The sequence below is a fragment of the Nostoc cycadae WK-1 genome, from assembly GCF_002897135.1.
Taxonomy (GTDB): Bacteria; Cyanobacteriota; Cyanobacteriia; order Cyanobacteriales; family Nostocaceae; genus Nostoc_B.
Window position 1 is genome coordinate 222,158 of sequence record NZ_DF978423.1, and the last position, 22,854, is coordinate 245,011.

Consider the following 22,854-nt stretch of genomic DNA (forward strand, 5'->3'; position numbering starts at 1 on the left):
AGCTTTACCGTTACTACCCTTATACTTTCTCTGTTTTGTTTTATAGGACTATCAGCAAATAATGTGTTAATCAAGCAGACATTAGCACAAACTGTTACTCAACCTAACCGCAAAGCACAAGCAGATAAACTCTACCAACAGGGAGTGCAACAATATCGACGTGGATATTATGACGATGCAGTGAAAAGTTATGAACAAGCCTTAGCTATTTACCGCCTACTAGATGATAAAAAAGGAGTTGGGCAAACTCTCAATAATTTAGGACTGGTTTATAATTTAATATTTCAATACCAAAAAGCATTAGAACTTTTGCAACAAGCTTTAGCAATTCGCCAACAAATCAAAGACCGTACAGGTGAGGGAGAAACTCTTGATAATCTTGGCGCAACTTACTTCAACTTAGATCAAAATGAGCAGGCTTTAGAAACATTACAGCAAGCTTTAGTAATTCGCCGTGAAGTCAAGGATAAAGCCGGAGAAGGAGTTACTCTTAGTAGAATTGGGTTAACTTATTCTTATTTAAAACAACAACCTAAAGCTTTAGAAATTTTACAGCAAGCATTAAAAATACATCAAGAAATTGGAGATAAATTTCAAGAAGAATATACTCTATCTAGAATAGGGATAGTTTATAAAACTATATCAAACTATCCTCATGCTTTGGAATGGTTTAATAAAGCTTTAGCTGCCAGTAGAAAAGTAGGAAACCGTGCATTTGAAGGAAGATTGCTATATTTTATTGGGCTTACATATAGCAACCAAAAAAAAGATGACATCGCTTTAGATTCTTACCGCCAAGCCTTAGCAGTTCAACGCGAAATTAAAGACAAAACTATTCAACTGAACACTTTAAAATTAATTATTTCTCAATATTTAGTAATTGCTACAAATGCTAATGTCAGTGGGATAACATCTCAAGCAAAAGATATATCTAATCAAACAGTTAAGTTGGCTGAGGAAGCTTTAGTTATTGCTAAAGAGTTGAATAAAGCAGACCAGGAAGCCGACGCATTAAGAGCATTAGGAAGTGCTTACCAATATTTAGGAGATAATCAAAAAGCCATTGAATTATTACAGCAATCAATTAAAATTGCGCGACAAATTAAAGCACTTGATACAGAACATTCTGCTTTATCTAACTTAGCATCAATTTATAGTAACCAGGGAGAAAATCGCAAAGTAATTGAGTTAAGACAGCGAGAATTAGAAATTTATAGAGAACAGAAAGATACTGCCAATGAAGTTAGTGTATTATTAACTATTTGCAGTACATATAATGTATTGACAGATTATCAAAAAGCAATTGAAGCTTGTCAACAAGCTTTAGTTAAATCAAAAGACATAAAAATTACTGAATTACCACCTACAATACAAGATTATGCTCTAAGTTATCCAGCCTCTGCTTTACAAGGCTTGACTCTTATTTATAAGAATCTTGGAGAATACGAGAAAGCACTAGATTTTGCTAAACAAAGTTTAAGTGCAGTACAAAATCTTCACCGACCAAAATTAGAAGCTGATGCGTTAATTTATTTAGGTTATGTATATCAGGATTTACAAGATTTTCCTAAAGCTATTGAAGTTACTCAGCAAGCTTTAGATATTACCCGTCAAATTAAGGAACCGAAGCTAGAAGCAGATGCTTTAGAGCAACTCAGTGGAATTTATATACGAAAGGGAAATTATAACTCTGCTATTGAGTTAGCACAACAAATGTTAACTATTGGTAAACAGTTACAAAACTCAGGGATAGAAGCAGATGCTTTAGATAAATTAAGTGAAATTTATCTAAAACAAGGTAACTATCAAAAAGCTTTGGAATTAAGACAACAGCAATTAGTAATTTTTCAAAAAAGTAATAAACGTTCTTATCAAATTGCTACTTTAAGTAAATTCAGTGACATTTACCTTTTATTAGGAGATACACAAAAAGCTATTGAAGTAGCAAATCAAGCTTTAACAATAGCAAGGCAATTAAAAGCTCCAGAGTATGAAATGCAACCTTTAACAAGAATTAGTAGAGCATACAATACACAAGGAGAATATGAGCAAGCAATAAAATACGCTCAACAACATTTGGTCATAGCTCAAAAATCCCAAAATTTCGTAAATATCGCACTTGCTTCACTTAATCTTAGTAATGCCTATGATTCGCTAGGAGAATATAATAAAGTCATTGCTATAGCAGAACCAGGATTATTATATACTAAAAAATCTCATATTCGTCCTCTAGAAGCTCAAAGTTTGCTTTATTTAAGCATTGCTTATACCAGCATTGGTAATTACCAAAAAAGTAAGGAATTAGTAGAGCAAAGTTTAGCAATTATACGAGAAATTAAAGACAGTTCTTTAGAAGCTCAAGCACTAGCTTCTCTAGGGAATATTTACAGAAATATCCAAGCTTATCCCCAAGCTTTAGAGCTATCACAACAAAGTTTACAAATTGCTCAAGCAATCAAAAGTCCTGCATCTGAGGTATACGCGTTAGCTAATCTTGGCGATACATATAGTAATTTGGGTGCTTATCAAAAAAGCAATGATTTTTATCAACAACTCGTAGTTAAACAACGACAACTAAAAAATCGTAATGGAGAAGCGTTTGCTTTACTGGCGATCGCAGGTAATTATTACAATACTGGAGAAGCGCAAAAAACTGTAGACTTTGCCCAACAAAGTTTAGCTATTTTAAAAGCAAGTAAAAAACCAGCCTGGGAAATCATACCACATCGGATGTTAAGCCTAGCCTACGGTGAATTAGGCAATGATCAACAAGCAATACAGGAAATACAAACAGTTTTAGCATTTGCTAGAAAGGTGCAGAACCCAGTTTATGAAAAAGATGCGCTGACTGTTTTAGGAGATTTACATCGCAAATTTGGCAGAAAACAGCAAGCAATTACAGCTTATCAACAGGCGTTAACAATTCAAACACCTACAGAAGTTACAGGTGGTGGTTGGGGTATTTATGCTGGGTTAGGTCGTACTTACGCTGATTTAAATCAACCAAATGTGGCAATTACTTACTACAAACAATCTGTCAATGGAATTGAACAAGTCCGTCGTAATATTGAAGGATTACCACCACAGTTACAAGCATCTTTCTTGCAAACAAAGATTGATTTTGGCAAAGTAACCACCTCTGATATTTATCGCCAACTGGCAAATTTATTACTGGCTCAAGGTAGAGGAAAAGAAGCAACACAGGTTTTAGAATTACTGAAAATTCAAGAAATTAAAGATTTTGCCACTACTAGTATTTCTACAACAGAGAAACCAAAAGTTACTTTAAATCCAGAAGAGACAAAAATTGCTACGCCTAATCAATCAATTGTTGCTTTAGCAAAACAAATTAGCGAATGCGAAAAAAATAACTGTAAGGATAAAACGAAACTCAACGATAAACTGACAAACGTAGTTGCAGAGTTTAATCAAGAGTTAGCAAAAATCGACATAGAAATTAGAGAACGCCTAGCAAAAGATCCTGGTGCATTTCGTCCCGATAGTCCCAAAGTTTTAGAAATAGTCAAATCACAACCGGGTACAGTGATGATTTACCCCTTGGTGCTAGAAGATAAACTTTGGCTATTGCTATATTCTGGTGATGCTGCTAAAAAGTTTGAAGTCAAAGTTGGGCGAGAAGAATTAGGAAATACAGTCAAAGAATTTCGGCGGTTAATTGGAAGATGTCAAAATATTGATTGTGATGTTAAAGATATTTCGCAGATTCAGTCAGTTAGCCAAAAACTTTATACCTGGTTAATTAAACCATTAGAAGCAGAACTAAAAGAAAATAAAGTAAAAAATCTCGTGTTTGCGCTTGATAGGGTAACACGTTATATCCCTATGAGTGCTTTGTTTGATGGTCAGCAATATTTAATTGAGAATTATACTGTCTACAATGTTTTATCCGCAGATTTAACAGATACTACGGCTACCTTACCCGCAGGAACACAAAATATTTCAGTTTTAGCAATGGGAGTTTCGCAAGCGGTAGGTGATTTTCCCGCGCTAGAAAATGTCCCTACAGAGTTGAATGCAATTGTTAAAACTAAGAATAATCAACAAGGTATATATCCAGGACAAGAGTTCCTCAATAATGCCTTTGATTTTCGTAATTTACGAGACAATCTCACAGGGAATAAAATTTTACACCTGGCGACTCATGCTGAATTTGTTCCTGATAGCAAAGATGCTTCTTATTTGTTGTTAGGAAATGGGGAAAAACTGGTAATTCCTCAGATTCAAACTTTAACGGGGTTAAGCAATATTAATTTAGTTGTTTTATCTGCTTGTCAAACAGCCCTTGCAGGCTCTCGTCAAGATGGAGTAGAAATTGCTAGTGTTGCATATTCTTTTCTGAATCGAGGTGCAAAAGCAGTGATAGCTTCTTTGTGGCAAGTAAACGATCGCAGCACCAGTTTACTTATGCAGCAATTTTACAGCAATCTAGCCAATAAAAATCACCCGACAAAAGCTGAAGCTTTACGCCAAGCACAATTAACTTTACTACATAGTCATTCTAGTACTACAGAAAATAATTATTCTCACCCTTATTACTGGTCGCCGTTTATTTTAATTGGTAATGGGTTGTAATCTTTAGATCCCCGACTTCTTTAAGAAGTCGGGGATCTGAAACCATAACATTGTTGTCACCAAAAAATCATCGCATACAGCAACGATACGCCAATATTTAACAACCAAAACCCAAAATTAGCTATGGAGTAAGGAAGTTTTTTTTAGGTGTTTGGTATTATCAAAGTCAGCACTAATAACTTGAAATAATTCAACTGTACTGAGAGACTGGACAAGATTTAAACCCAGAGTTGGACTAGAAATTTTTTGGGCGTAAGCAGGATGGAGATATGAAAGATATTGTGGCTTTTTAGCAATATAAGTTTGAAAAAACGGCAGGCTGAAAGCATTTATGTAACGCCGTGTTTGCAAAACATCACCAACGATATCAGTAGGTAATGGGATTTGTCCAGATGTGGAATTTCCATCGCCAATAGCAGAGAAGTGAGTTCCACCGACAAGGGTGACAAGATACTTTTGGGAATTGGTAAACCAAGCAAAAGGTAAAATTTGCTCAAATATAGCGGGTGCGACAATATCATTGCTACTAGCAAAAATCATCACTGGTGTTTTGATTTGGCTTAAACTAGCCTTGCCAAAAATCGAACTTGTTACTGGGTTAATGGCGATCGCAGCTTTAATGCGATTATCTTGTAAATTATAATTAGCAGATTGGTTTGGTATTGCCAAAGCGCGACATTGAAATAATAAAGACATATTCCAAGTTTGATGCAGCGCTTTAGTTGTACAATCTTGTTTTAACTGAGCAAAATTAATTTTCGCACCTGCTAAAGCCAGCGCTGTGTAACCACCTAAAGAATGACCAACAACACCAATTTGTTGTAAGTTAAGTTTACCTTTAATTCGAGTATCTGATTTGTTACCTTTTTCTAGCTGATCCAAGATATATTTAATATCTAAAGGGCGATTTTGAAATTCATCGGGTGTAAATAATTCTGTTTCTTGTACTTGAATTAGCGATCGCAATTGTTGCGTATTACTCTCTGGATGCTGGGGAACAACCACCGCAAACCCATAAGAAGCTAGATGTGTGGCTAAATATTGAAAGTTACTATTATCTGTACCCAAACCATGCGAAATTACAATTAGTGGTGCAGGAAGCAGCAGATTAGGAAGATAAATATCAGTTAATAATGGGCGGTTACGGGTTGAGTCAAAATAATTTAATGTATATTTTTGTGATTTTAAACTTCCTGGTTTTTGCAAGTCTGCTAGTTGTGAAAAATTGCTAGGTTTTGGGATTGTGATAGCTTCTAGATTAGACCTTTGTGTAACTATTGCGATCGCTTGATTAGTCGCCTTTACTAAATTTTCTAGTTCTGTCGCTATATTTAAGCTACTTTCTAAATCAATCCGAATATTCTTAGCCGGATACTTGCGTAAAAGATTTAATAACGTTAAACCATCTGGTTCTGCAACAGCCAAAATTAATGCCGAACGCATCTCTTCTAATATCTGACTTTTCCCGTTAAGTCTTGAAAGGCTTGCTGGTAAAGGGCTTGAAGAACAGCACAGCATATACGGTAAATTAATTGTCATCGGGTACTAAAGGTAACAAGCAATGCTGGACTGGTGGGAGAAGAATTTTGCAACCATATCTCTGGGAGATCGCCGATTGAATGAGCGCGCAATGTCAATTGGGTATGCTCTAAGCCTTGGATTTGGGAAAGCACTGTCAGAAATCTTCAGCAATGGAACGGTACTCAAGAGAGCCTATGAGTTTTTGCCAACCCAAAAGTGCAATTTTCCAGCGTGATTGAGCCGCACTGTCAGATGACGGCAGAAAATGTTGCAGAACGCGACATAGTGCTGTGTGTTGGAGACACAACTTTTCTAGATTATGGCAGTATTGAGGTGAAAAAAGAAGGTTACGGCCCAATTGGTAAAGGGGGTAATGGTTTAATATTACACAGTGCCTTAGCGATAGAGCCTCAGAAAGGTCAATCCATAGGTCTGTTATGGCAAAAACTTTGGAATCGTGAGCCGAAACACAAGCCACCGAAAGATGAAACACCGACACAGAAGAAAAAAAGGCAAGCAGCAGCACGTAAAGAAGCCCGAAACCGCCCTTTTGAACAGAAAGAATCTTATAAGTGGGTAGAAGCTCTAACCACTGTAGAAAAGCTTGTAAGCCAGCACACACAAGTGATTCATGTTTTCGACCGCGAAGGTGATATTACAAAAGTTTTTGATCAACTTCGCCAACTCCAACACACTGGAATCATAGTTCGTGCGGCTCATAACCGTAGTTTAGATTCCGAAAGCGAACGTCTGTGGTCGAAGTTAGAAGCTCAACCTATTAGTTTTGAACAGAAAATTGAATTACCATCCACGAGCCAGCGTACTGCTCGTCAAACCAAACTAGCTATACGATTTTGTCCGGTCAATCTACGTACTCCTTATCGTTTTGATAACCGTAACCCGCTATCTGTGTATGCTGTTTATGCCACAGAAATTGATTGTCCCGAAAGCGAAACACCTGTGGAATGGATGTTGTTAACAACAGAAGTTATTGCAGATATTCAGATGGCTTCTACAATTTTACGTTGGTATACGTATCGTTGGCGTGTGGAAGAATACCATAAAATTTTCAAGTCTGGATGTCAGGTAGAAAAATACAGACTTGCTGCTGATGGGATGAAAGTTCTCATTGGTTTCTTGAGCGTGATTGCGGTAGAACTGTTGCAACTAACTTATCTACACCGCACTCAACCTGACTCTCCTGCCATTGAGATTCTTAACCCCCTTGAACTTAAGATTTTAAAAGCTAAGTCCCCCAAACTTCCCAAAGTATTAACAGTTAGCTGGGCTGTTGAAGTCATTGCCCGTCTTGGCGGCTACTTAGAACATCGAAGTAAAACACCCATTGGTATTCAGGTGCTGTGGCGAGGTTGGTTAAAATTACACGACCTTTGTGAAGGTTGGCAGCTTGCAAAAGAGACTTAACGGGAAAAGTCAGCTTCTAATATCGGTTGCGTTTGCGGTGCTTTATTGTGAATTACTTCTATAAAACGCCTAACTAAAAATTCTCCTTGTGGTGTCGAGAGAAATTGCGATACTACCGCCGGACTAGATTTTACAGGAGTAATTAAAATTCGCTGTAATTCTTGAAATTGTTTTGCAGGAATATACTTTTGATAAGTCGCTAATTCATCATTAATTACACCTTTTTTAGCATAATTTTCTAACGCAGCAACAGAAACAGAAAATTCTACAGATGAATAGGAAATATAAACTCGTTCTGCTGCTTTTACAGATTGATTAATTCCCAATATTAGTAACAATGTTGATATAAATAACAAGAGCGATTTGCTTTTCAGGGTGCTAAACCAATTACTCAATAAACTATTCATCGCTCAACTTTATTGGTGATATTGTTTCACTGGATGTTGGCTTTGGTATTGATTAACGCACCCTATTAATAATGTTAGTTTTTAAGCTTGTAGGGATAATTACGAACAAGACATACTCGCAAAAATCATAACAAATCAGCAATTACTCTGCATCGGTATAGGTGATGTAGTTTTGCATTAAATTATTCAACTCTTTTCCCCAAAGCGATCGCCATCGAACCAGCTACTACTAAAATAGCCCCAACCATCCCAGTAATTGTAATATTTTCCGCAGGGATTAAAGTAGGTACTAATATTGCCACTAACTCAACAGATATTAATGTCACAATCGGCGCTAAAGTTAGCACAGCACTAACACGCGATGCTTCCCAATGTTCTAATGATTCCGCAAAAGCACCATAAGCAATTAACGTATTTAAAGCACAAAAAATTAACATCCCCAACGGCAAATTATTCAGTTTTAAAATAGTGTCTGGTTTTGCTAAAGGTGTAAATAATAAAGCTGCACCTCCATAAATCAGCATCATGATATTGGGTGACGATAAAGATTGTAACAACTGCTTTTGTGCTAAAGCGTAAATAGCCCAAACAGATGCACCTACCACTACCAAACCACTACCAAAAATATATGTACCATGTGCGGTAATTAAATTAGCAAGTTGGTCATGGAAAAATACCACATAACCACAAATCAGTACACCCACACCAACCCATTGACGGAGTGTATAACGTTCGTGAAAAATAACTAACCCACCTAAGCCTAATAACAAAGTTGCTAATTGAATCAGCACTTCTGCATTTGCAGGAGATGTCAACGCTAAACCCTGCATAAAAAAGAAATAATTAGCCCCTAACATCAGTGTAGCGATCGCTAACAATTTCCAAGCAGCGGCAGGTAATTGTTTTAACTTTGGTAATTCACCACGTACCCCTAAATATACACTCAGTAGTACAAACGATACTAAAAAGCGAAACCAAATCACCGTATAGACATCCAGCGCTTGAACTATCACCGCCAGCGCAATTGGTAAAATTCCCCACAAGAAAACAGTTAGAAGCGATAATGCCAGCCCTAAACGCCAGCGGCCAGAATTTTGATGTAATGACATTCAGTTATGGTAACAAAACTCTAATTGCTAGTGCAGAACTCACAATAGATGGTCATTTGTAGAGAAGAAACAACACCCACAAGACAGAAGCACTTTTATACATCCATATAGTAATTACTATTCAATCAACTTTTTTAATGTAATCTTTTTAGCTTGATAAAGTTAAATCAATGTTACGCGGTCAATATCAGGCTAATAGCTTACTATAAAATTTGGTTAAATCTACTTGATGTTTTTTACTAAAAAACATGGCAATTATACCTGTCATTATTGTTGGGCTTGTGATAACGAGCCTACTTACATACTTTCTACTGAGTTTCAAGGGTAGATGGCGAAACAGGCAAAAAATTAAATCTCTGCAATCTAAACGGCTGAGATCTAGGTGGCAAAAAGTGATGATCATTGGAGCGATCGCCACAGTCGCCATCATTGCCGGCAACACCGTATCAGCACAAGTTACACCACCCTTGGCTTCCCTCAAAACAGTTACAGTACCAGAACCTGACAACCTCACAGACTTCGTAAAAAACAAAGTCGCCGCTATTAAGTTAGGAAAAGCACTGTTTTGGGATATGCAAGTGGGGAGCGATGGTGTAACCGCCTGTGCAAGTTGTCACTTCCATGCTGGTGCTGACAATAGATCGAAAAATCAGATTTCCCCTGGATTATTGCGAGTTAACACCGATAAAACAGCAAACCCAGATACAGTTTTTGATGTTGGTGGCGCACCTAACTATCAACTCCAGCCAGAAGATTTTCCCGTCCAGACTAATGATATTGTGTCGTCCCAAGGTGTATTCAACAGCGAGTTTGTGAATGCTACGCCTGGTAATCCGGTAGATCAAGTTAACTTTTTGCCAGATCCAGTGTTTAACGTCAACGGTACAAATGTGCGCCGTGTTGAACCGCGTAACACACCAACCGTAATTGACTCTGTATTTAACTTCCGTAACTTCTGGGACGGTAGAGCGCAGGAAATCTTCAATGGAGTAAATCAATTTGGGTTAAGAGATCCCAATGCTTATATTTATAAAGCCACTACTCCTGGCCATCTGGAATCTGTAAAAGTTAGCCTCAACCATGCGTCGTTAGCTTCCCAATCTGTCGGCCCGCCAATCAGTGCTTTTGAGATGTCGGCTGATGGTCGCACCTTTATAGAAATTGGTGATAAGTTTGGGGCAATTGACCATAAATCTTACAGTGTGGGCAAAGGTAAGAAACTACCTAGAGAGACGGCGAAAAAATTACTTCCCCTAAGACCACTAGCTAAACAGATAGTACATCCAGAAGATAGCGTATTAGGCACAGATAGTAGATCACCTCAAACTGGACTGCAAACTTCAACCTATGAACAATTAATTGCCCAAGCATTTAAAAATGAATGGTGGGAATCTAATCGCGTCATTCAAGTGAATGCTAACGGTAGCAAAAATTTCAGTGATAAACCAAACGGCTCCTTACCACATAATAAGTACACACTCATGGAGTACAACTTCCCGCTGTTCTTTGGACTAGCGGTACAACTCTATGAGTCTACACTTATTGCTGACGATACACCTCTTGATCGCTTCTTAGAAGGAGACACCACTGCCCTCAACGAACAGCAGCAGCAAGGAAAACTATTATTTGAAGGCAAAGCTCGCTGCACTACTTGTCACAATGGCGCAGAACTCACAAGAGCTTCAGTTAGTGCTGTGCGGCAACAACGTATCGGGATAATTAATATCCCGAACCGCAGAATTGTCTTTGACAATGGCTTCTTCAATATTGGTGTAAGACCAACTCTCGAAGATGTTGGTGTTGGTGGTAATGATCCCTTTGGCAATCCACTGTCAGAATCGCGATTATCTTTGTTAGGGACGTTTAAGCAATTGCTTGGTTCTGACCCTAATATTCTTGTTACTGCCAATGACTTATTACTTGCAGATGGTAGTTTCAAGACACCGGGACTACGCAACATCGAACTTACAGCACCTTACTTCCATAATGGTGGCTACTTGACTTTGCAACAAGTTGTGGACTTTTACAATCGTGGCGGAGACTTTCGTCAGCAAAGCGCCCTTGCCCCATTAAATTTAACGGAACAGGAGAAAGCTCAGTTGGTGGCGTTTCTTCAAGCCTTGACTGATGAGCGAGTTCGCGATGAAAAAGCTCCTTTTGACCATCCACAATTGCTCGTTCTCAATGGACATCCAGGCGACTCTACCTCTGTCACTGACGATGGTACAGGCAAAGCTACAGATAGCTTCCTAGAAATTCCTGCTGTGGGTAAGTTTGGTGGCAATGGTACACCTAATTTCTTGGAAGATTAGTAAATTAGCTAGTTTTGCAATTCACTAATATTTTCGTACTACCCCTGTATGTCTACAGGGGTTTTCTGTAGAAAACGGTTGTTGAAATATTTGCATCTTTTATTACTATCTATAGAATTTAATATTAAAAAATTATTAATTTTTAATTGTCGAGTCTAGTTTCGAGATGGTAAAAGATAGAAGTATAAAGTAGTATGTATATCTTATTGACGAAAGTACTTAGTAACAGCTAAATTTCTGGCAGTGAGAGACTATATATTGAGGATAAACTTTAGTTTTAGCTTTCAAAGTTAATTATTTATCAGGAAAATTATATTTTTTAAAAGTTTTTGCCGAAATTGTGTATTTTTTACCATTATCTTTACTCAGCGGGTGACACAATCATACTTACTATTTATTCGCTAAGGAATTGTGAAGAAAAATAATACATAACTGCATAATATCTCTCAAAACTGAAGCCAAAAGTCTGCCAGAGAATATCAGACAACTTCAGGAATTTTTAGGTTGCTTCTACTGATGGCAGCCAAAAATTTTATTGGTAAAAATTAAAAATTAACTCATAATCTTTATCAGGGTTAAAGTAAATGAATAAAGTAACTTTTTATGTAATTTTGTTGCAAGGTTTATTATTAGGAATAGGAACGGCTAATGCTGAGTCTCTACGGACTAACAAAGACAATAAAGCTTTAAATGTTAACCAGCTTGCAGAAATTACAGGCAGCAAAAATAGCCAAGAACCTACCTGGAAAAAATTACCATCGCCGCAAGTTTGGGTAATTAATCAAGATAAAAAAGTCCAAATTCAACCATTTACTTGGGTCGTCAAAAATATCAAGCAAGCAGAAAAACAACCCTTTTTAGAAGTGGGTAAACCCAGCAATAAACCAGAAAAAAAGCCAAATAATCCTGCGAAACCAGCAGCTAAAGATGATTTAGAAGCATTTGATGAAGTAATTAAAGATGCTGAAAAAAAAGAGGGACTATTTACTCTCTATCGCAATTCTAAAAAGAATAAAGTTTACCTAGAAATTAAACTAGAACAGTTAAATAATAATTATTTAGCAACTGCCACATTAGAATCGGGAATTGGCGAACGAGGTATTTATAGCGGTATACCTTTGCAAGATTTTTTGTTTTATTGGCAGCGGGTAGGCGACAAATTACACTTTGTTGTTCGCAACGTTAATTTTCGCACGCGGGATGGAGATCCACAAGCGCGATCGCTGGCTCGGTCATTTAGCGATTCAATTCTCTATATGTTACCAATCAAAAGCGTTCATCCCCAACGCAAAACTATCCTCATCGACCTCAGTGATTTACTCCTTTCCGACTTAGCCGGATTATCTGCAAGTTTAGGTGTGACCGCCACTACAGACCAATCATACTTTGGTGAGGCGAAAGCTTTTCCCCAGAACGTCGAAATTGAGTCGGTATTAAATTTCTCTAGTGGAAGTAGTAGTAGTCGAGATAATCAACGGCTGAATTTCGCCTCCCTCGCTGACGACCGTGGCTTTACTTTACGCGTCCACTACAGTCTTTCACAATTACCCAATAATAATTACCGCCCACGTTTAGCCGACGAACGAGTGGGTTATTTCATCACCGCTTATCAAGACTTAACCAAAGACAGCGGCGACCCCTTTGTGCGTTATGTCAATCGCTGGAATTTAGAAAAAGAAGACCCCAAAGCCAAAATCTCCCGTCCCAAAAAACCAATTGTTTTCTGGATTGATAATGCAGTCCCTTTAGAATATCGTGATGCCATTAAAGAAGGCATCTTAATGTGGAATAAAGCTTTTCTCAAAGCCGGATTTAAAGATGCGATTGAAGCCAAACAAATGCCAGATAACGCCACCTGGGAGCCAGCGGATATTCGCTACAATACAATTCGCTGGATAAACACAGTCGATGGTTATTTTGCAATGGGGCCATCCCGCGTTAACCCCCTAACCGGAGAAATTTTAGATGCAGACATTTTAGTTGATGCTAGTTTTGTGCGGGCATTGAAGAGCGAGTATCGCAAAATTGTCCAACCTAACGCCAACCAAAATCGCACCTCCCTATCAGCATGGATGCAAAATCGCTTTCTTTGCGGCGGGGAAGCAGCCAAAGACCAAAATTCTCCCCAGCCAGAACAAAACGGGTTATTGCGAAATTTATCCAAACTAGCTGGGGAGTATGACTTGTGTTATGGCATGGAAGCAGCTAATCAATTTGCCTTTGGTTCCTTGGCAATGACGCTGTTAAAAGACGGTACACCCAGCCAAGACCAAGTAAAAGAATATATTAATCAATATTTACGGTTAATTATTGCCCACGAAGTCGGTCACACCCTTGGTTTGCGGCATAACTTCCGGGGTAGTACTTTGTTACCACCCCAGGAGATGAACAATAAAGATGTCACCCACAATAAAGGTTTGACTGCTTCTGTAATGGATTACATTCCGCCAAATATTGCACCCCAAGGCACAAAGCAGGGTGATTATTTTCCGAGTGCGGTGGGGGCTTATGATGATTGGGCAATTCAATATGGTTATATCTCCACCCAAGCAACCACTCCCATTGCCGAAAAACCATTGTTGCAGGAAATTGCCAACCAATCTTATAAGCCAGAGTTGAGTTATTCCACAGACGAGGATGTGTACGACCTCGACCCCACCGCCGATGCTTGGGACAATAGTAACAACGTACTGGTTTATTCCCAATGGCAGTTAGATAATTCACGGGTGATGTGGGATCGTCTGAACAAAGGTTATCCCACAGCCGGAGAAAGCTATAGCGATGTCAGTGAACGCTTTAGTACAGTGTTAGGCAATTATTTCCAGCAAATTTATTATGTGAGTAAATATATTGGCGGACAGTCTTTTTACCGCATCAAAGGCGGTGATGCCGACTCTAGCAAACTGAGTGGACAAAATCGTTTACCATTTCAACCAGTCCCCGTAGAAGAACAACGCCAAGCCTTAAAAACCTTACAAAAGTATGTGTTTGCCGAAGATGCCTTAAAATTTTCCCCAGATTTGTTGAATAAATTAGCACCTTCACGTTGGCGACACTGGGGCAGCTATCCCCGCGTTGGGCGTTTAGATTATCCGATTCACGAGTTGGTTTTATTCTTACAGAGTGCGGTTTTGCGAGATTTACTCTCAGGCGATCGCCTCAACCGTCTCAAAGATTTAGAACTCAAAGCCCAATCAGGACAAGCACTGTCACTGCCAGAATTATTTGATACACTTCAATCAGGTATTTGGACAGAAGTCATCAAACCGCAAAGGTCAGCTTTGCAAATCTCCAGTATGCGGCGAGGTTTGCAACGAGAATACCTGAATCTCTTAATTGGTATGGTGTTGCGTAAAGAATCCGTCCCAGAAGATGCGCGGACTTTAGCTTGGTACAAACTCAAGCAATTAGATGAAAAACTGGCTCAGGTCAGTTCTGACGATGAATATAGCAAAGCTCATATTCTCGAAACACGCGATCGCATTGCCAAAGCCTTGAATGCACAATTACAAGGAAATTGAAGAAGCTAAACTCTTTACACAAAAAGATCCCCGACTTTTCAAAAAAGTCGGGGATCTGAGCCAATCCAATTTTCACAAATCAAATCTGATTACCGTATGTCATTTCTTAATGAAATAGTACAGACTGGAATGTAAATCAATACAGTTCACTTAATATCCCCCGCCTGCTTTTTAAAGGGGGGTTGGGGAATCTAAGAAGAAATTGAACAGTATTGAAAGATAAATTCCAGTAAAGACAACAATCTATGACAATTGAGGTCTCACCCAAGTACAACTTCTTGCCTCGCTTTTACAAATTGGCAAGCATTAGTATGCTATCCAACATGATGGTTCCCCTAGCAGGTTTGGTAGACATCGCCTTTTTGGGACACTTGGCAGATATCCGTCACTTGGCGGGAGTTATTTTAGCAACGATTATTTTTGACTACCTTTACCGAGTCTTGAAATTCCTGCGTTCTAGTGTGAATGCGCTGACTGCACAAGCTGTCGGACTCGATGACCACAAAGCCGTACTCTTAGCTGGGATACGTAGTGGCTTAATTGCGCTGGGAATGGGCTTATTAATTCTGTCCCTACAATACCCATTACAAAAACTTGGCTTTACAATTCTCAGCGGTTCCCCAGACATTGAAATTGCTGGGGCTGATTATTTCCAAGCCAGAATTTGGGGAGCGCCAGCCGTGCTGCTGAATTTTGTCTTAATTGGCTGGTTTATGGGGCAAGAAAAGAATAGTGTAGTCTTGCTCATGTCTGTGATTGGTAACGGTTCTAATGTGGTCTTGGACTATTTGATGATTTCGCTGTGGGGTTGGGAAAGTATGGGGGCTGGACTCGCCACAGCGATTAGTCAATATCTGGCGCTAGTGACTGGCGTGATATATGCCTGCTTTAGTATTCCCTGGCAAACTTTACCCGCTGCTATACAAGAAGTATTTGATTGGGTAGCCTTGAAAGATACTGTAGCGCTCAAGAGTAACATTCTCATTCGCTTTGTTGTGCTGATTTCCACTTATGCCATCTTCACCAACTTGAGCGCAGCAATGGGAACAGAAATCTTAGCCGAGAATGGGTTGTTATTACAGATTGCTTTGCTAAGTCAGTTTACAGTCCAAGGTGTGGGAATGACCACTCAAACACTCACTGGGAACTTTTATAGCAAAGGTGCTAAAGAACAGATGAGTTCACTACTGACTGTCTCAATATTAACCAGTTTGGTAATTGCATTAGGTTTTGCTGCCGTATCGGTTCTGTTTCCTGATACAGTATTTGGGCTGTTAACTAATCACGCCGAAGTCAACAAACATATCAGTAATTATACAATTTGGTTATTGCCGCTTTTAGGATTAACAGCCGTTGCCTTTATGTTGGAAGGTTATTTCATCGGCTTAAAAGAAGGTGCAACCCTACGTAATGCAGTCTTAATTGCCTTTGGATTGGGCTTTTTGCCTGTAGCAATTACAGCTTCGTATCTTCACAATAACCAACTATTGTGGATGTCGCTGGTAGCTTATATGGCAGTTAATTTAACAGTATTGGCAGTACAAATACCCCGCACATTTGGTAGCCCAACTCTCGAAAATCAGCAACCACTACCATCTAGTTAGTTAAAGCAGAAAATTGCACGCAGATATACTACTAATATTAAAAACAATTGTTACTTTTGCCTTTTGCCTTTTGCCATAAATCATGACTCCAGTAGATATTCTCATTCTCTCCAATGGCCCTGGAGAAATTACAACCTGGGTGCGCCCAGTTGTCCAAGCATTACGCCAACAACTAGGAGATGACCGTTCTTTAGTCAGAATTTCTGTAGTCTTATCACCTTGCCCAAATGCTAGTGGTAAAGAAGCTGCGATCGCATTATCCTACCCAGAAGTTGATAGAGTTCAGGGAGTAGAACATTTTTGGCAATTTTTACTTTGGGGAAAAACATATAACAATTGGGATTGGAGAAGCCACGGTGTCGTAGTTTTCCTGGGTGGCGATCAAATTTTTCCGGTGATTATTGGCAAAAAACTTGGATATCGCACCGTGGTTTACGCCGAATGGCAAGCCCGCTGGCATAACTTAATCGACCGCTTTGGTGTAATGAAACCAACAGTCGCCCAAAAAGTCTCCCCCAAATACGCTCATAAATTTACAGTTGTCGGCGACTTAATGCTAGAAGCCCAAAACTCAGCACTTAGCACTCAGCACTCAGCACTCATAGGCATTCTCCCCGGTTCAAAAGCCGCAAAACTCACCCAAGGAATTCCCTTAACTTTAGCCATTGCTGAATACATCCACACCAAACAGCCACAACTCAAGTTTGTCATTCCCGTAGCGCCAACTTTGGATTTACCAACCTTAGTCAGCTTTGCTGATCCTCGAAAAAACCCTTTTACCGAAACTTTTAAATTTTCTGGTGCTTCTTTAGTGATGCCAGAACAAAATCATGAGTACCCGTTATTGAAAACAGATCAAGGATTAAACATCGAACTACACCAAGAAAATCCTGCATACAGCATCTTATCGCAATGTAGTATCTGCTTAACGACAGTCGGCGCAAACACTGCCGAACTTGGTTCTTTAGGCGTACCAATGCTTGTGTTATTGCCAACTCAACAGCTTGATGCTATGCGTTCTTGGGATGGTCTACCTGGATTATTAGCGAATTTGCCGGGATTGGGTACAACATTTGCCAAATTAATTAACTGGCTATTTCTGCGACGCAAGGGTTTATTAGCATGGCCAAATATCTGGGCGCAATCAGAAATAGTCCCAGAACTTGTAGGTCAATTGCAACCGCAAGAAATTGGCGAAATGGTATTAGACTTGTTAGCGCATCCAGAAAAATTGGATGCGATGCGTCACAATCTCAGACGCGTTCGCGGTGAAAGTGGCGCAGCACAAAAAATAGCGCAGATTGTTTGTGAGGAAATTGAGTCTTAATCTGAAGACTGACCATCTCGTCGCCCCAGTTCATAAATCCCAGAACCCATACAAGCCAGTATCCCCATACTAATTGCCCAACTGCGCCCTAAGCTGATTTCTACACCCCAGTTACATAAAGTACCTATGCCTAAAAATGGCAGGATGCTAAATAATGAGGCATAAAAAGCGTTTTGAGATTCTCTGGCTTTGCGAGTCTTTTCAAATTCCGTCTGGCTGGTGTAAAGCGATCGCTCGGCAAAATTAAACCAGCGGTTCAATTGCTCAATTACCCATTCACTACACGGGAAAAAACCTAAGTACAGCGCTAAAGACCACAGACTAGCGCCCGCGATCGCAACGGTATCTACTTCAAAAGAGAAAGGTAATATATCAGTCAGCATGGCTTGGGTGCGTCCTGCAAATGGTCATCTTGGCCTTTTTTCAAGCTCAATTGACCTACTCAGCAATTTTAAGCATAAATGCCTGCACGATTTCAACTATCTAGAGCAAAAAGTCACCGTTCACAAGATACAGGAAATAGTCAGCAGGCAATATTTTTCTCAGTTCCTGATTCTCTAGTGCTACTTACGTATATACATAAGTATGGCTACAGCTCCTATGGCTGCAAACTACCAGTAGATAAGAGATAGCAACTAAGCGCATAGTGTAAAAAATATGTTTATCTAGTAAAAAATCTGCAAAATTGCCACTTGAACCTAATTTTTTAATTCCAACATCTGATAACATAATCGAGGCAATGCCTTGGCTATTATCCTTAATCCACAAGTAATTTTAGTAAATTCATCAAACAAAATAACATTGTGATGTAAAAAATTAGCATAAATAATCAAAATTAAAAATTAAAAACAAAATTGCATTTTCTGGCATTAATTAAGAGCTAAATCATCGGGACTTTCTGAAAAGTTTGCAGATAATACTGTGAAAATAAGGAATCAAATAATGGGTCAAAGACCAAAAAAAGTATTGCTTTCTGGAGCTACACTATTAGTATTTGGTTTAGGTGTTGTTGGTTTCAGCACTTTAGGGTCAAATGTAGAAACGGTTACAGCCAGAGAAGTGCAACAAAGAACAGCCACCAGAAGCAATGGTTGGTTAGCCGCTTCTTTTCCGGTAGAAAACTTTCAAGCATACACATCACCCTTTGGTTATCGCCGTTCTGCGACGGGTGGGTCTAATTGGGAATTTCACGGCGGCTTAGATATAGCTGCACCACAAGGTAGTTATATTCGCAATTGGTGGGTAGGGACAGTAGTTAAAGTGGCCGATCGCACTGCTTGCGGAACTCACATAGTTATTAAATCCGGCGAGTGGGAACATACCTATTGCCATTTGGAAGGTCATGTAGAAACTACATCTGGTCGGCGTTACTTGATAGATAGGGCTGGTGGAATTCAGATTTGGGAAGGTCAAGTAATTCCCACTGGAGTCAGGATTGCTCGTGTGGGTATGACAGGACGCACCACCGGGCCGCATCTCCATTGGGGACTGAAATATGCAAATAACTATGTAGACCCTGCTTTAGTGTTACGAGAAATGTTTACTCAGCAACAAATTGCCAGCCGAGAGTCAAAAATTGTTATTCAAGAGTCAAAAAATCAGCGCGATTCTGGTTATTAAAATATAATTCAGGAGTTAGAATCCTGGCTCCTAACTCCTGAATTACATTTTGGCATTTTGGCACATTGACAACTGTAAAAGTTGCTATGCTATTTGAGAGAAAAACATCCTAAATTAGAGCAATATTAATTTGATCCTCTGGTATCAACCAGGGGATTTTTTATCTTCAAATCTAAAAAATTATTAGAACATAACAGTAAAAAATAAATTCTCATACTAACAGTCACAGCAAATAATTTGGTATATATGTCAACAAAAAGACTGGATTGTTATCTCTTAGGAAATAATGAATGACTACATACAGTTGTTAGTTAAATAGATGGGCATAAAGAAATCTCATATCCTCCCTCATTGCAAGGGAAGCAAAGCAATTGCATAGTCTCTGGGATTGCTTCGCTTCTCTGCGAGACGCTAACGCGAACGCTCGCAATGACATTTTATATTTAATTATGCCGACCTACTTAATCAACTAAAAAATATTTTTTGCCAACTAATTATACAGTGACGTATATCTGATGACAGAGAAGAAACTTACTCCGAGGGATTGAGGAAAATTTTAGCAAAAAAGGATAGGAATAGAAGTATTGAACTCAATAAAATTGTAATCACAAGATTTTACTTAATAGGAGAAGTTAAAATGGTTGTTGGTGTACGGAGACGGTCTATAGGCGTATTTTCTAATCGTAGAGATGCCGAAGAAGCATTACATGAATTGAGAAATTCTGGCTTTCCGATGGATAGAGTTTCTGTGATTGCCAGAGATGCAGACGGCAAAGATGATATTGCTGGTACCCAAGTCAGCGATCGCATCGGCGACAAATCTGATGAAGGTGCGAGAGTTGGTGCAGCTACAGGCGGCGCTTTAGGTGGTTTAACAGGCTTATTAGTTGGTCTTGGCACTTTGGCAATCCCTGGTATTGGGCCAATTATGTTGGCAGGTGCAACAGCAACTGCGATCGCCACTACTATTGCTGGGGCTGGTATTGGTGCAGTAGCTGGTAGTTTAATTGGTGCCTTAATTGGTTTAGGAATCCCCGAAGAACGCGCCAGAGTTTATAACGATCGCGTCCAACGAGGCGGCTATTTAGTCATCGTAGATGGCACAGATGATGAAATCGCTAGAGCAGAAGCCATCCTCCATCGTCGGGGAATTGAAGAATATGGTATTTACGACCATCCCCATACCCATGAAGTTCATCGGGAAACTGGTTATAGCAAACACGCTCTAGGTTACTTTAATCTGCGGCAAGATGCAGAAGCCGCAATTAATGATTTACGAGTCGCAGGCTTTCCCCTGAGCCAAATTTCCTTAATTCATCGGGAGTCTGTCAATCAAGATGCCTTAAAAGGCGTGAATTTTAGCGATCGCTTGGATGCTATTCGCTATGGATTACCAGATGACCGTACTCGCTTTTACAACGAGCGTATCAATCACGGCGATTACATCGTTGCAGTCAGTGGTACAGATGACGAAATCAATCGTGCTGCGACCATTCTCAATCGCCATAGAATTCAACAGTGGCAAATTTTTGACCCCCGCAGCCACTCAACAACACCTGTACACCAGCACCAAAACCGCCGCGCCGTGGGTGTATTTTCCCACCGTCGTGATGCAGAAGCCGCGCTGAACGAACTGCGTGATGCTGGCTTTCCTATGAATCGCGTTTCACTCATCGCCAAAGACACAGACGGTCATGGTATGGCTGGTGTCGGTAATAAAGCCGATGAAGGTGCTAAAGCCGGTGCAGCTACAGGTGGTGCATTAGGTGGTTTAGGCGGCTTATTAGTTGGTTTAGGTGCATTAGCCATTCCCGGAATCGGCCCTGTAATTGCTGGTGGTGCAGTGGCGACAGCCTTAGCCACAACTATTGCTGGTGGGGCGATTGGTGCAGCCGCAGGTGGTTTAGTTGGCGCGTTAGTTGGTTTAGGCATTCCCGAAGACCGCGCCAGAGTGTATAACGATCGCTTCCAACGCGGCGATTACTTAGTCATGGTTGACGGTACAGAAGCGGAAATTCAACACGCTCAAACCATCCTGCAACGTCGGGGAATTGAAGACTTTGGCATCTTTGACGCTACCGATATCGATCCAGAAGCTCATCGAGGTTTGGACTGGACAAGACATCAAGAAACCCCAGTTATCGAAACTGGTCACACTCATCATCCAGTAACAGGCAATCATCAAGATCCTACCGTCACAATTGTTGATCGTCGTGATGACACACTCTAACCAAAGTTAGTTGTCAATCCTAACTTGCTTGTTTGTAATTATGGGTGCGATCGCCAGTCAAAAATCCTTCGTGTCCACTATATCTATCACTAATTAAACACATGAAAAAACTAGCTCCCTTCTTCATTAGTAGCTTATTACTTGTTAGTGCTGCTGCTTGTCAAAATCCTTCTAAAACCAGTGAGTCAGCACCCGATACAGTAAGTCAAAATCCTGCATCACCAGCGGCACAAACAACTCAAGAAGCAAAAGAAGACGCTCAAAGTGAATTGCGCCGCAGACAACTTAATGAAGATATTCGCGCGCGTGAACAACGAAATAATGCTACTGGTGGTGATACCAACAGAGCAACAGGCGACCTCGCCAGCGAAGTTCGCTCTAAATTAGAAGCTAATATCCCTGACGGTCAAATCACAGTAGCGGCTGACAAGCAAGGTACAGTAACTGTCAACGGTACGGTGAAAAATCAAGATCAACTGAATAAGATTCAGCCTTTAGCCCAAGAAATTAAAGGTGTTAAAAGCGTAGTTAACAAAGTAGTTGTGGCTCCACCAAAACAATAACAGAGTTAACGGCAAATCCAAATTAATAGACGGGCATCAAGAAACCTAGAAAACTTGATGATGATTACTAATCAGAGGTTGGTTGAGTTAAAACTAACCTCTGATTTAGCCCGCTATTTTATTTTTTGTGCCTTTCTTAGTAAAATTATTATGATGAGTAAAATTCTAAAAATATGGCACTCGAACAAGAATTCAATTCTGTAGATGTGGCATCTTCAACAAGTACAGCCGCTCTTGAAGGTGTAGACACACAAAACTTACCAAAGCTGCCCCCTGCCCGTGAACCTGAAACTCAATGGCAGCAAATAAATCGCCAAATTTCTCAGTTTTTAGATCAGCTACCCTATTATTTAAATCAATTTTGGGTAGCCTACAAATTACCTTTAATAACCCTAGTTTTAGTTTTAGCAGCTACTGTCACACTCAAAGTTGTACTCACAGTACTGAATGCTATTAATGACCTGCCATTGCTAGAGCCAACTTTACAGTTAATTGGCATTATTTACTCTACTTGGTTTGTCTTTCGTTATCTTCTGCAATCTTCAACTCGTCAAGAACTTTTGGCAGAGATTCGCGCTTTCAAAGCCCAAACTTTAGGAGAATAGAAATCCTAATTTGATGA

Annotated in this window: 13 protein-coding genes and 1 pseudogene; 10 read left to right on the forward strand and 4 right to left on the reverse strand. The window is 39.6% G+C overall.

The genetic code is table 11. From position 1 onward, the window contains the following. Positions 1-63 precede the first annotated feature (63 nt). Positions 64-4,593, forward strand: a complete 4,530-nt coding sequence (locus tag NCWK1_RS05310; protein ID WP_187308060.1) for a tetratricopeptide repeat protein — start codon at positions 64-66, stop codon at positions 4,591-4,593. A gap of 117 nt (positions 4,594-4,710) precedes the next feature. Here the strand turns inward: NCWK1_RS05310 and NCWK1_RS05315 are convergent, their stop codons facing one another. Further along, a complete protein-coding gene (locus NCWK1_RS05315) occupies positions 4,711-6,036 on the reverse strand; it encodes an alpha/beta hydrolase (protein ID WP_245894829.1) in 1,326 nt (441 codons plus the stop codon). A gap of 118 nt (positions 6,037-6,154) precedes the next feature. Between NCWK1_RS05315 and NCWK1_RS05325 the strand changes: the two are divergent. Beyond that, positions 6,155-7,539 (forward strand): annotated as a pseudogene (locus NCWK1_RS05325) (IS4 family transposase). On the opposite strand, the gene NCWK1_RS05330 reads toward NCWK1_RS05325, so the two are convergent. After that, positions 7,536-7,946, reverse strand: coding sequence for an alpha/beta hydrolase (locus NCWK1_RS05330; protein WP_103123989.1), 411 nt, complete (start codon positions 7,944-7,946; stop codon positions 7,536-7,538). The pseudogene NCWK1_RS05325 and the gene NCWK1_RS05330 overlap by 4 nt on opposite strands. 182 nt (positions 7,947-8,128) lie before the next feature. Further along, entirely contained in the window at positions 8,129-9,055 is a 927-nt protein-coding gene (locus NCWK1_RS05335; protein WP_103123990.1) for a DMT family transporter, read from the reverse strand. A gap of 395 nt (positions 9,056-9,450) precedes the next feature. On the opposite strand from NCWK1_RS05335, the gene NCWK1_RS05340 reads away from it, so the two are divergent. From NCWK1_RS05340 to NCWK1_RS05355, 4 genes are all read left to right on the forward strand, one after another. Next, positions 9,451-11,367, forward strand: a complete 1,917-nt coding sequence (locus tag NCWK1_RS05340) for a cytochrome-c peroxidase (protein WP_245894845.1) — start codon at positions 9,451-9,453, stop codon at positions 11,365-11,367. A gap of 584 nt (positions 11,368-11,951) precedes the next feature. Next, positions 11,952-14,888 (forward strand): zinc-dependent metalloprotease, encoded by a 2,937-nt coding sequence (locus tag NCWK1_RS05345; protein ID WP_103123992.1) that lies wholly within the window; start codon positions 11,952-11,954, stop codon positions 14,886-14,888. 245 nt (positions 14,889-15,133) lie between these two features. Then, positions 15,134-16,492, forward strand: coding sequence for a guanitoxin biosynthesis MATE family efflux transporter GntT (gene gntT / locus NCWK1_RS05350; RefSeq protein ID WP_103123993.1), 1,359 nt, complete (start codon positions 15,134-15,136; stop codon positions 16,490-16,492). 82 nt (positions 16,493-16,574) lie between these two features. Continuing rightward, a complete protein-coding gene (locus NCWK1_RS05355; protein ID WP_103123994.1) occupies positions 16,575-17,819 on the forward strand; it encodes a glycosyltransferase family protein in 1,245 nt (414 codons plus the stop codon). Here the strand turns inward: NCWK1_RS05355 and NCWK1_RS05360 are convergent. After that, positions 17,816-18,202 carry a hypothetical protein gene (locus NCWK1_RS05360; RefSeq protein WP_096580937.1) on the reverse strand — a complete coding sequence of 129 codons (387 nt, stop codon included), beginning with the start codon at positions 18,200-18,202 and terminating at the stop codon, positions 17,816-17,818. The genes NCWK1_RS05355 and NCWK1_RS05360 overlap by 4 nt on opposite strands. A 559-nt stretch (positions 18,203-18,761) precedes the next feature. Here NCWK1_RS05360 and NCWK1_RS05365 point away from each other — a divergent pair. From NCWK1_RS05365 to NCWK1_RS05380, 4 genes are all read left to right on the forward strand, one after another. Further along, positions 18,762-19,439, forward strand: a complete 678-nt coding sequence (locus tag NCWK1_RS05365) for a M23 family metallopeptidase (protein ID WP_103123995.1) — start codon at positions 18,762-18,764, stop codon at positions 19,437-19,439. Between the two features lie 637 nt (positions 19,440-20,076). Next, entirely contained in the window at positions 20,077-21,669 is a 1,593-nt protein-coding gene (locus tag NCWK1_RS05370; RefSeq protein WP_096580941.1) for a general stress protein, read from the forward strand. A gap of 101 nt (positions 21,670-21,770) precedes the next feature. Then, complete coding sequence (locus NCWK1_RS05375) at positions 21,771-22,232, forward strand: BON domain-containing protein (protein ID WP_103123996.1); 462 nt, start codon at positions 21,771-21,773, stop codon at positions 22,230-22,232. A 173-nt stretch (positions 22,233-22,405) separates the two neighbouring features. Then, a complete protein-coding gene (locus tag NCWK1_RS05380) occupies positions 22,406-22,837 on the forward strand; it encodes a CAAD domain-containing protein (protein ID WP_103123997.1) in 432 nt (143 codons plus the stop codon). Positions 22,838-22,854 lie beyond the last annotated feature (17 nt).

Excerpts from the sequence above, each read along its gene's own strand:
- NCWK1_RS05315 (WP_245894829.1), bottom strand. The coding sequence starts at position 6,036 with ATGCGTTCGGCATTAATTTTGGCTGTTGCAGAACCAGATGGTTTAACG.
- NCWK1_RS05330 (WP_103123989.1), bottom strand. The coding sequence starts at position 7,946 with ATGAATAGTTTATTGAGTAATTGGTTTAGCACCCTGAAAAGCAAATCG.
- NCWK1_RS05335 (WP_103123990.1), bottom strand. The coding sequence starts at position 9,055 with ATGTCATTACATCAAAATTCTGGCCGCTGGCGTTTAGGGCTGGCATTA.
- NCWK1_RS05340 (WP_245894845.1), top strand. The coding sequence starts at position 9,451 with ATGATCATTGGAGCGATCGCCACAGTCGCCATCATTGCCGGCAACACC.
- NCWK1_RS05345 (WP_103123992.1), top strand. The coding sequence starts at position 11,952 with ATGAATAAAGTAACTTTTTATGTAATTTTGTTGCAAGGTTTATTATTA.
- gntT (WP_103123993.1), top strand. The coding sequence starts at position 15,134 with ATGACAATTGAGGTCTCACCCAAGTACAACTTCTTGCCTCGCTTTTAC.
- NCWK1_RS05355 (WP_103123994.1), top strand. The coding sequence starts at position 16,575 with ATGACTCCAGTAGATATTCTCATTCTCTCCAATGGCCCTGGAGAAATT.
- NCWK1_RS05360 (WP_096580937.1), bottom strand. The coding sequence starts at position 18,202 with ATGCTGACTGATATATTACCTTTCTCTTTTGAAGTAGATACCGTTGCG.
- NCWK1_RS05365 (WP_103123995.1), top strand. The coding sequence starts at position 18,762 with ATGGGTCAAAGACCAAAAAAAGTATTGCTTTCTGGAGCTACACTATTA.
- NCWK1_RS05370 (WP_096580941.1), top strand. The coding sequence starts at position 20,077 with ATGGTTGTTGGTGTACGGAGACGGTCTATAGGCGTATTTTCTAATCGT.
- NCWK1_RS05375 (WP_103123996.1), top strand. The coding sequence starts at position 21,771 with ATGAAAAAACTAGCTCCCTTCTTCATTAGTAGCTTATTACTTGTTAGT.
- NCWK1_RS05380 (WP_103123997.1), top strand. The coding sequence starts at position 22,406 with ATGGCACTCGAACAAGAATTCAATTCTGTAGATGTGGCATCTTCAACA.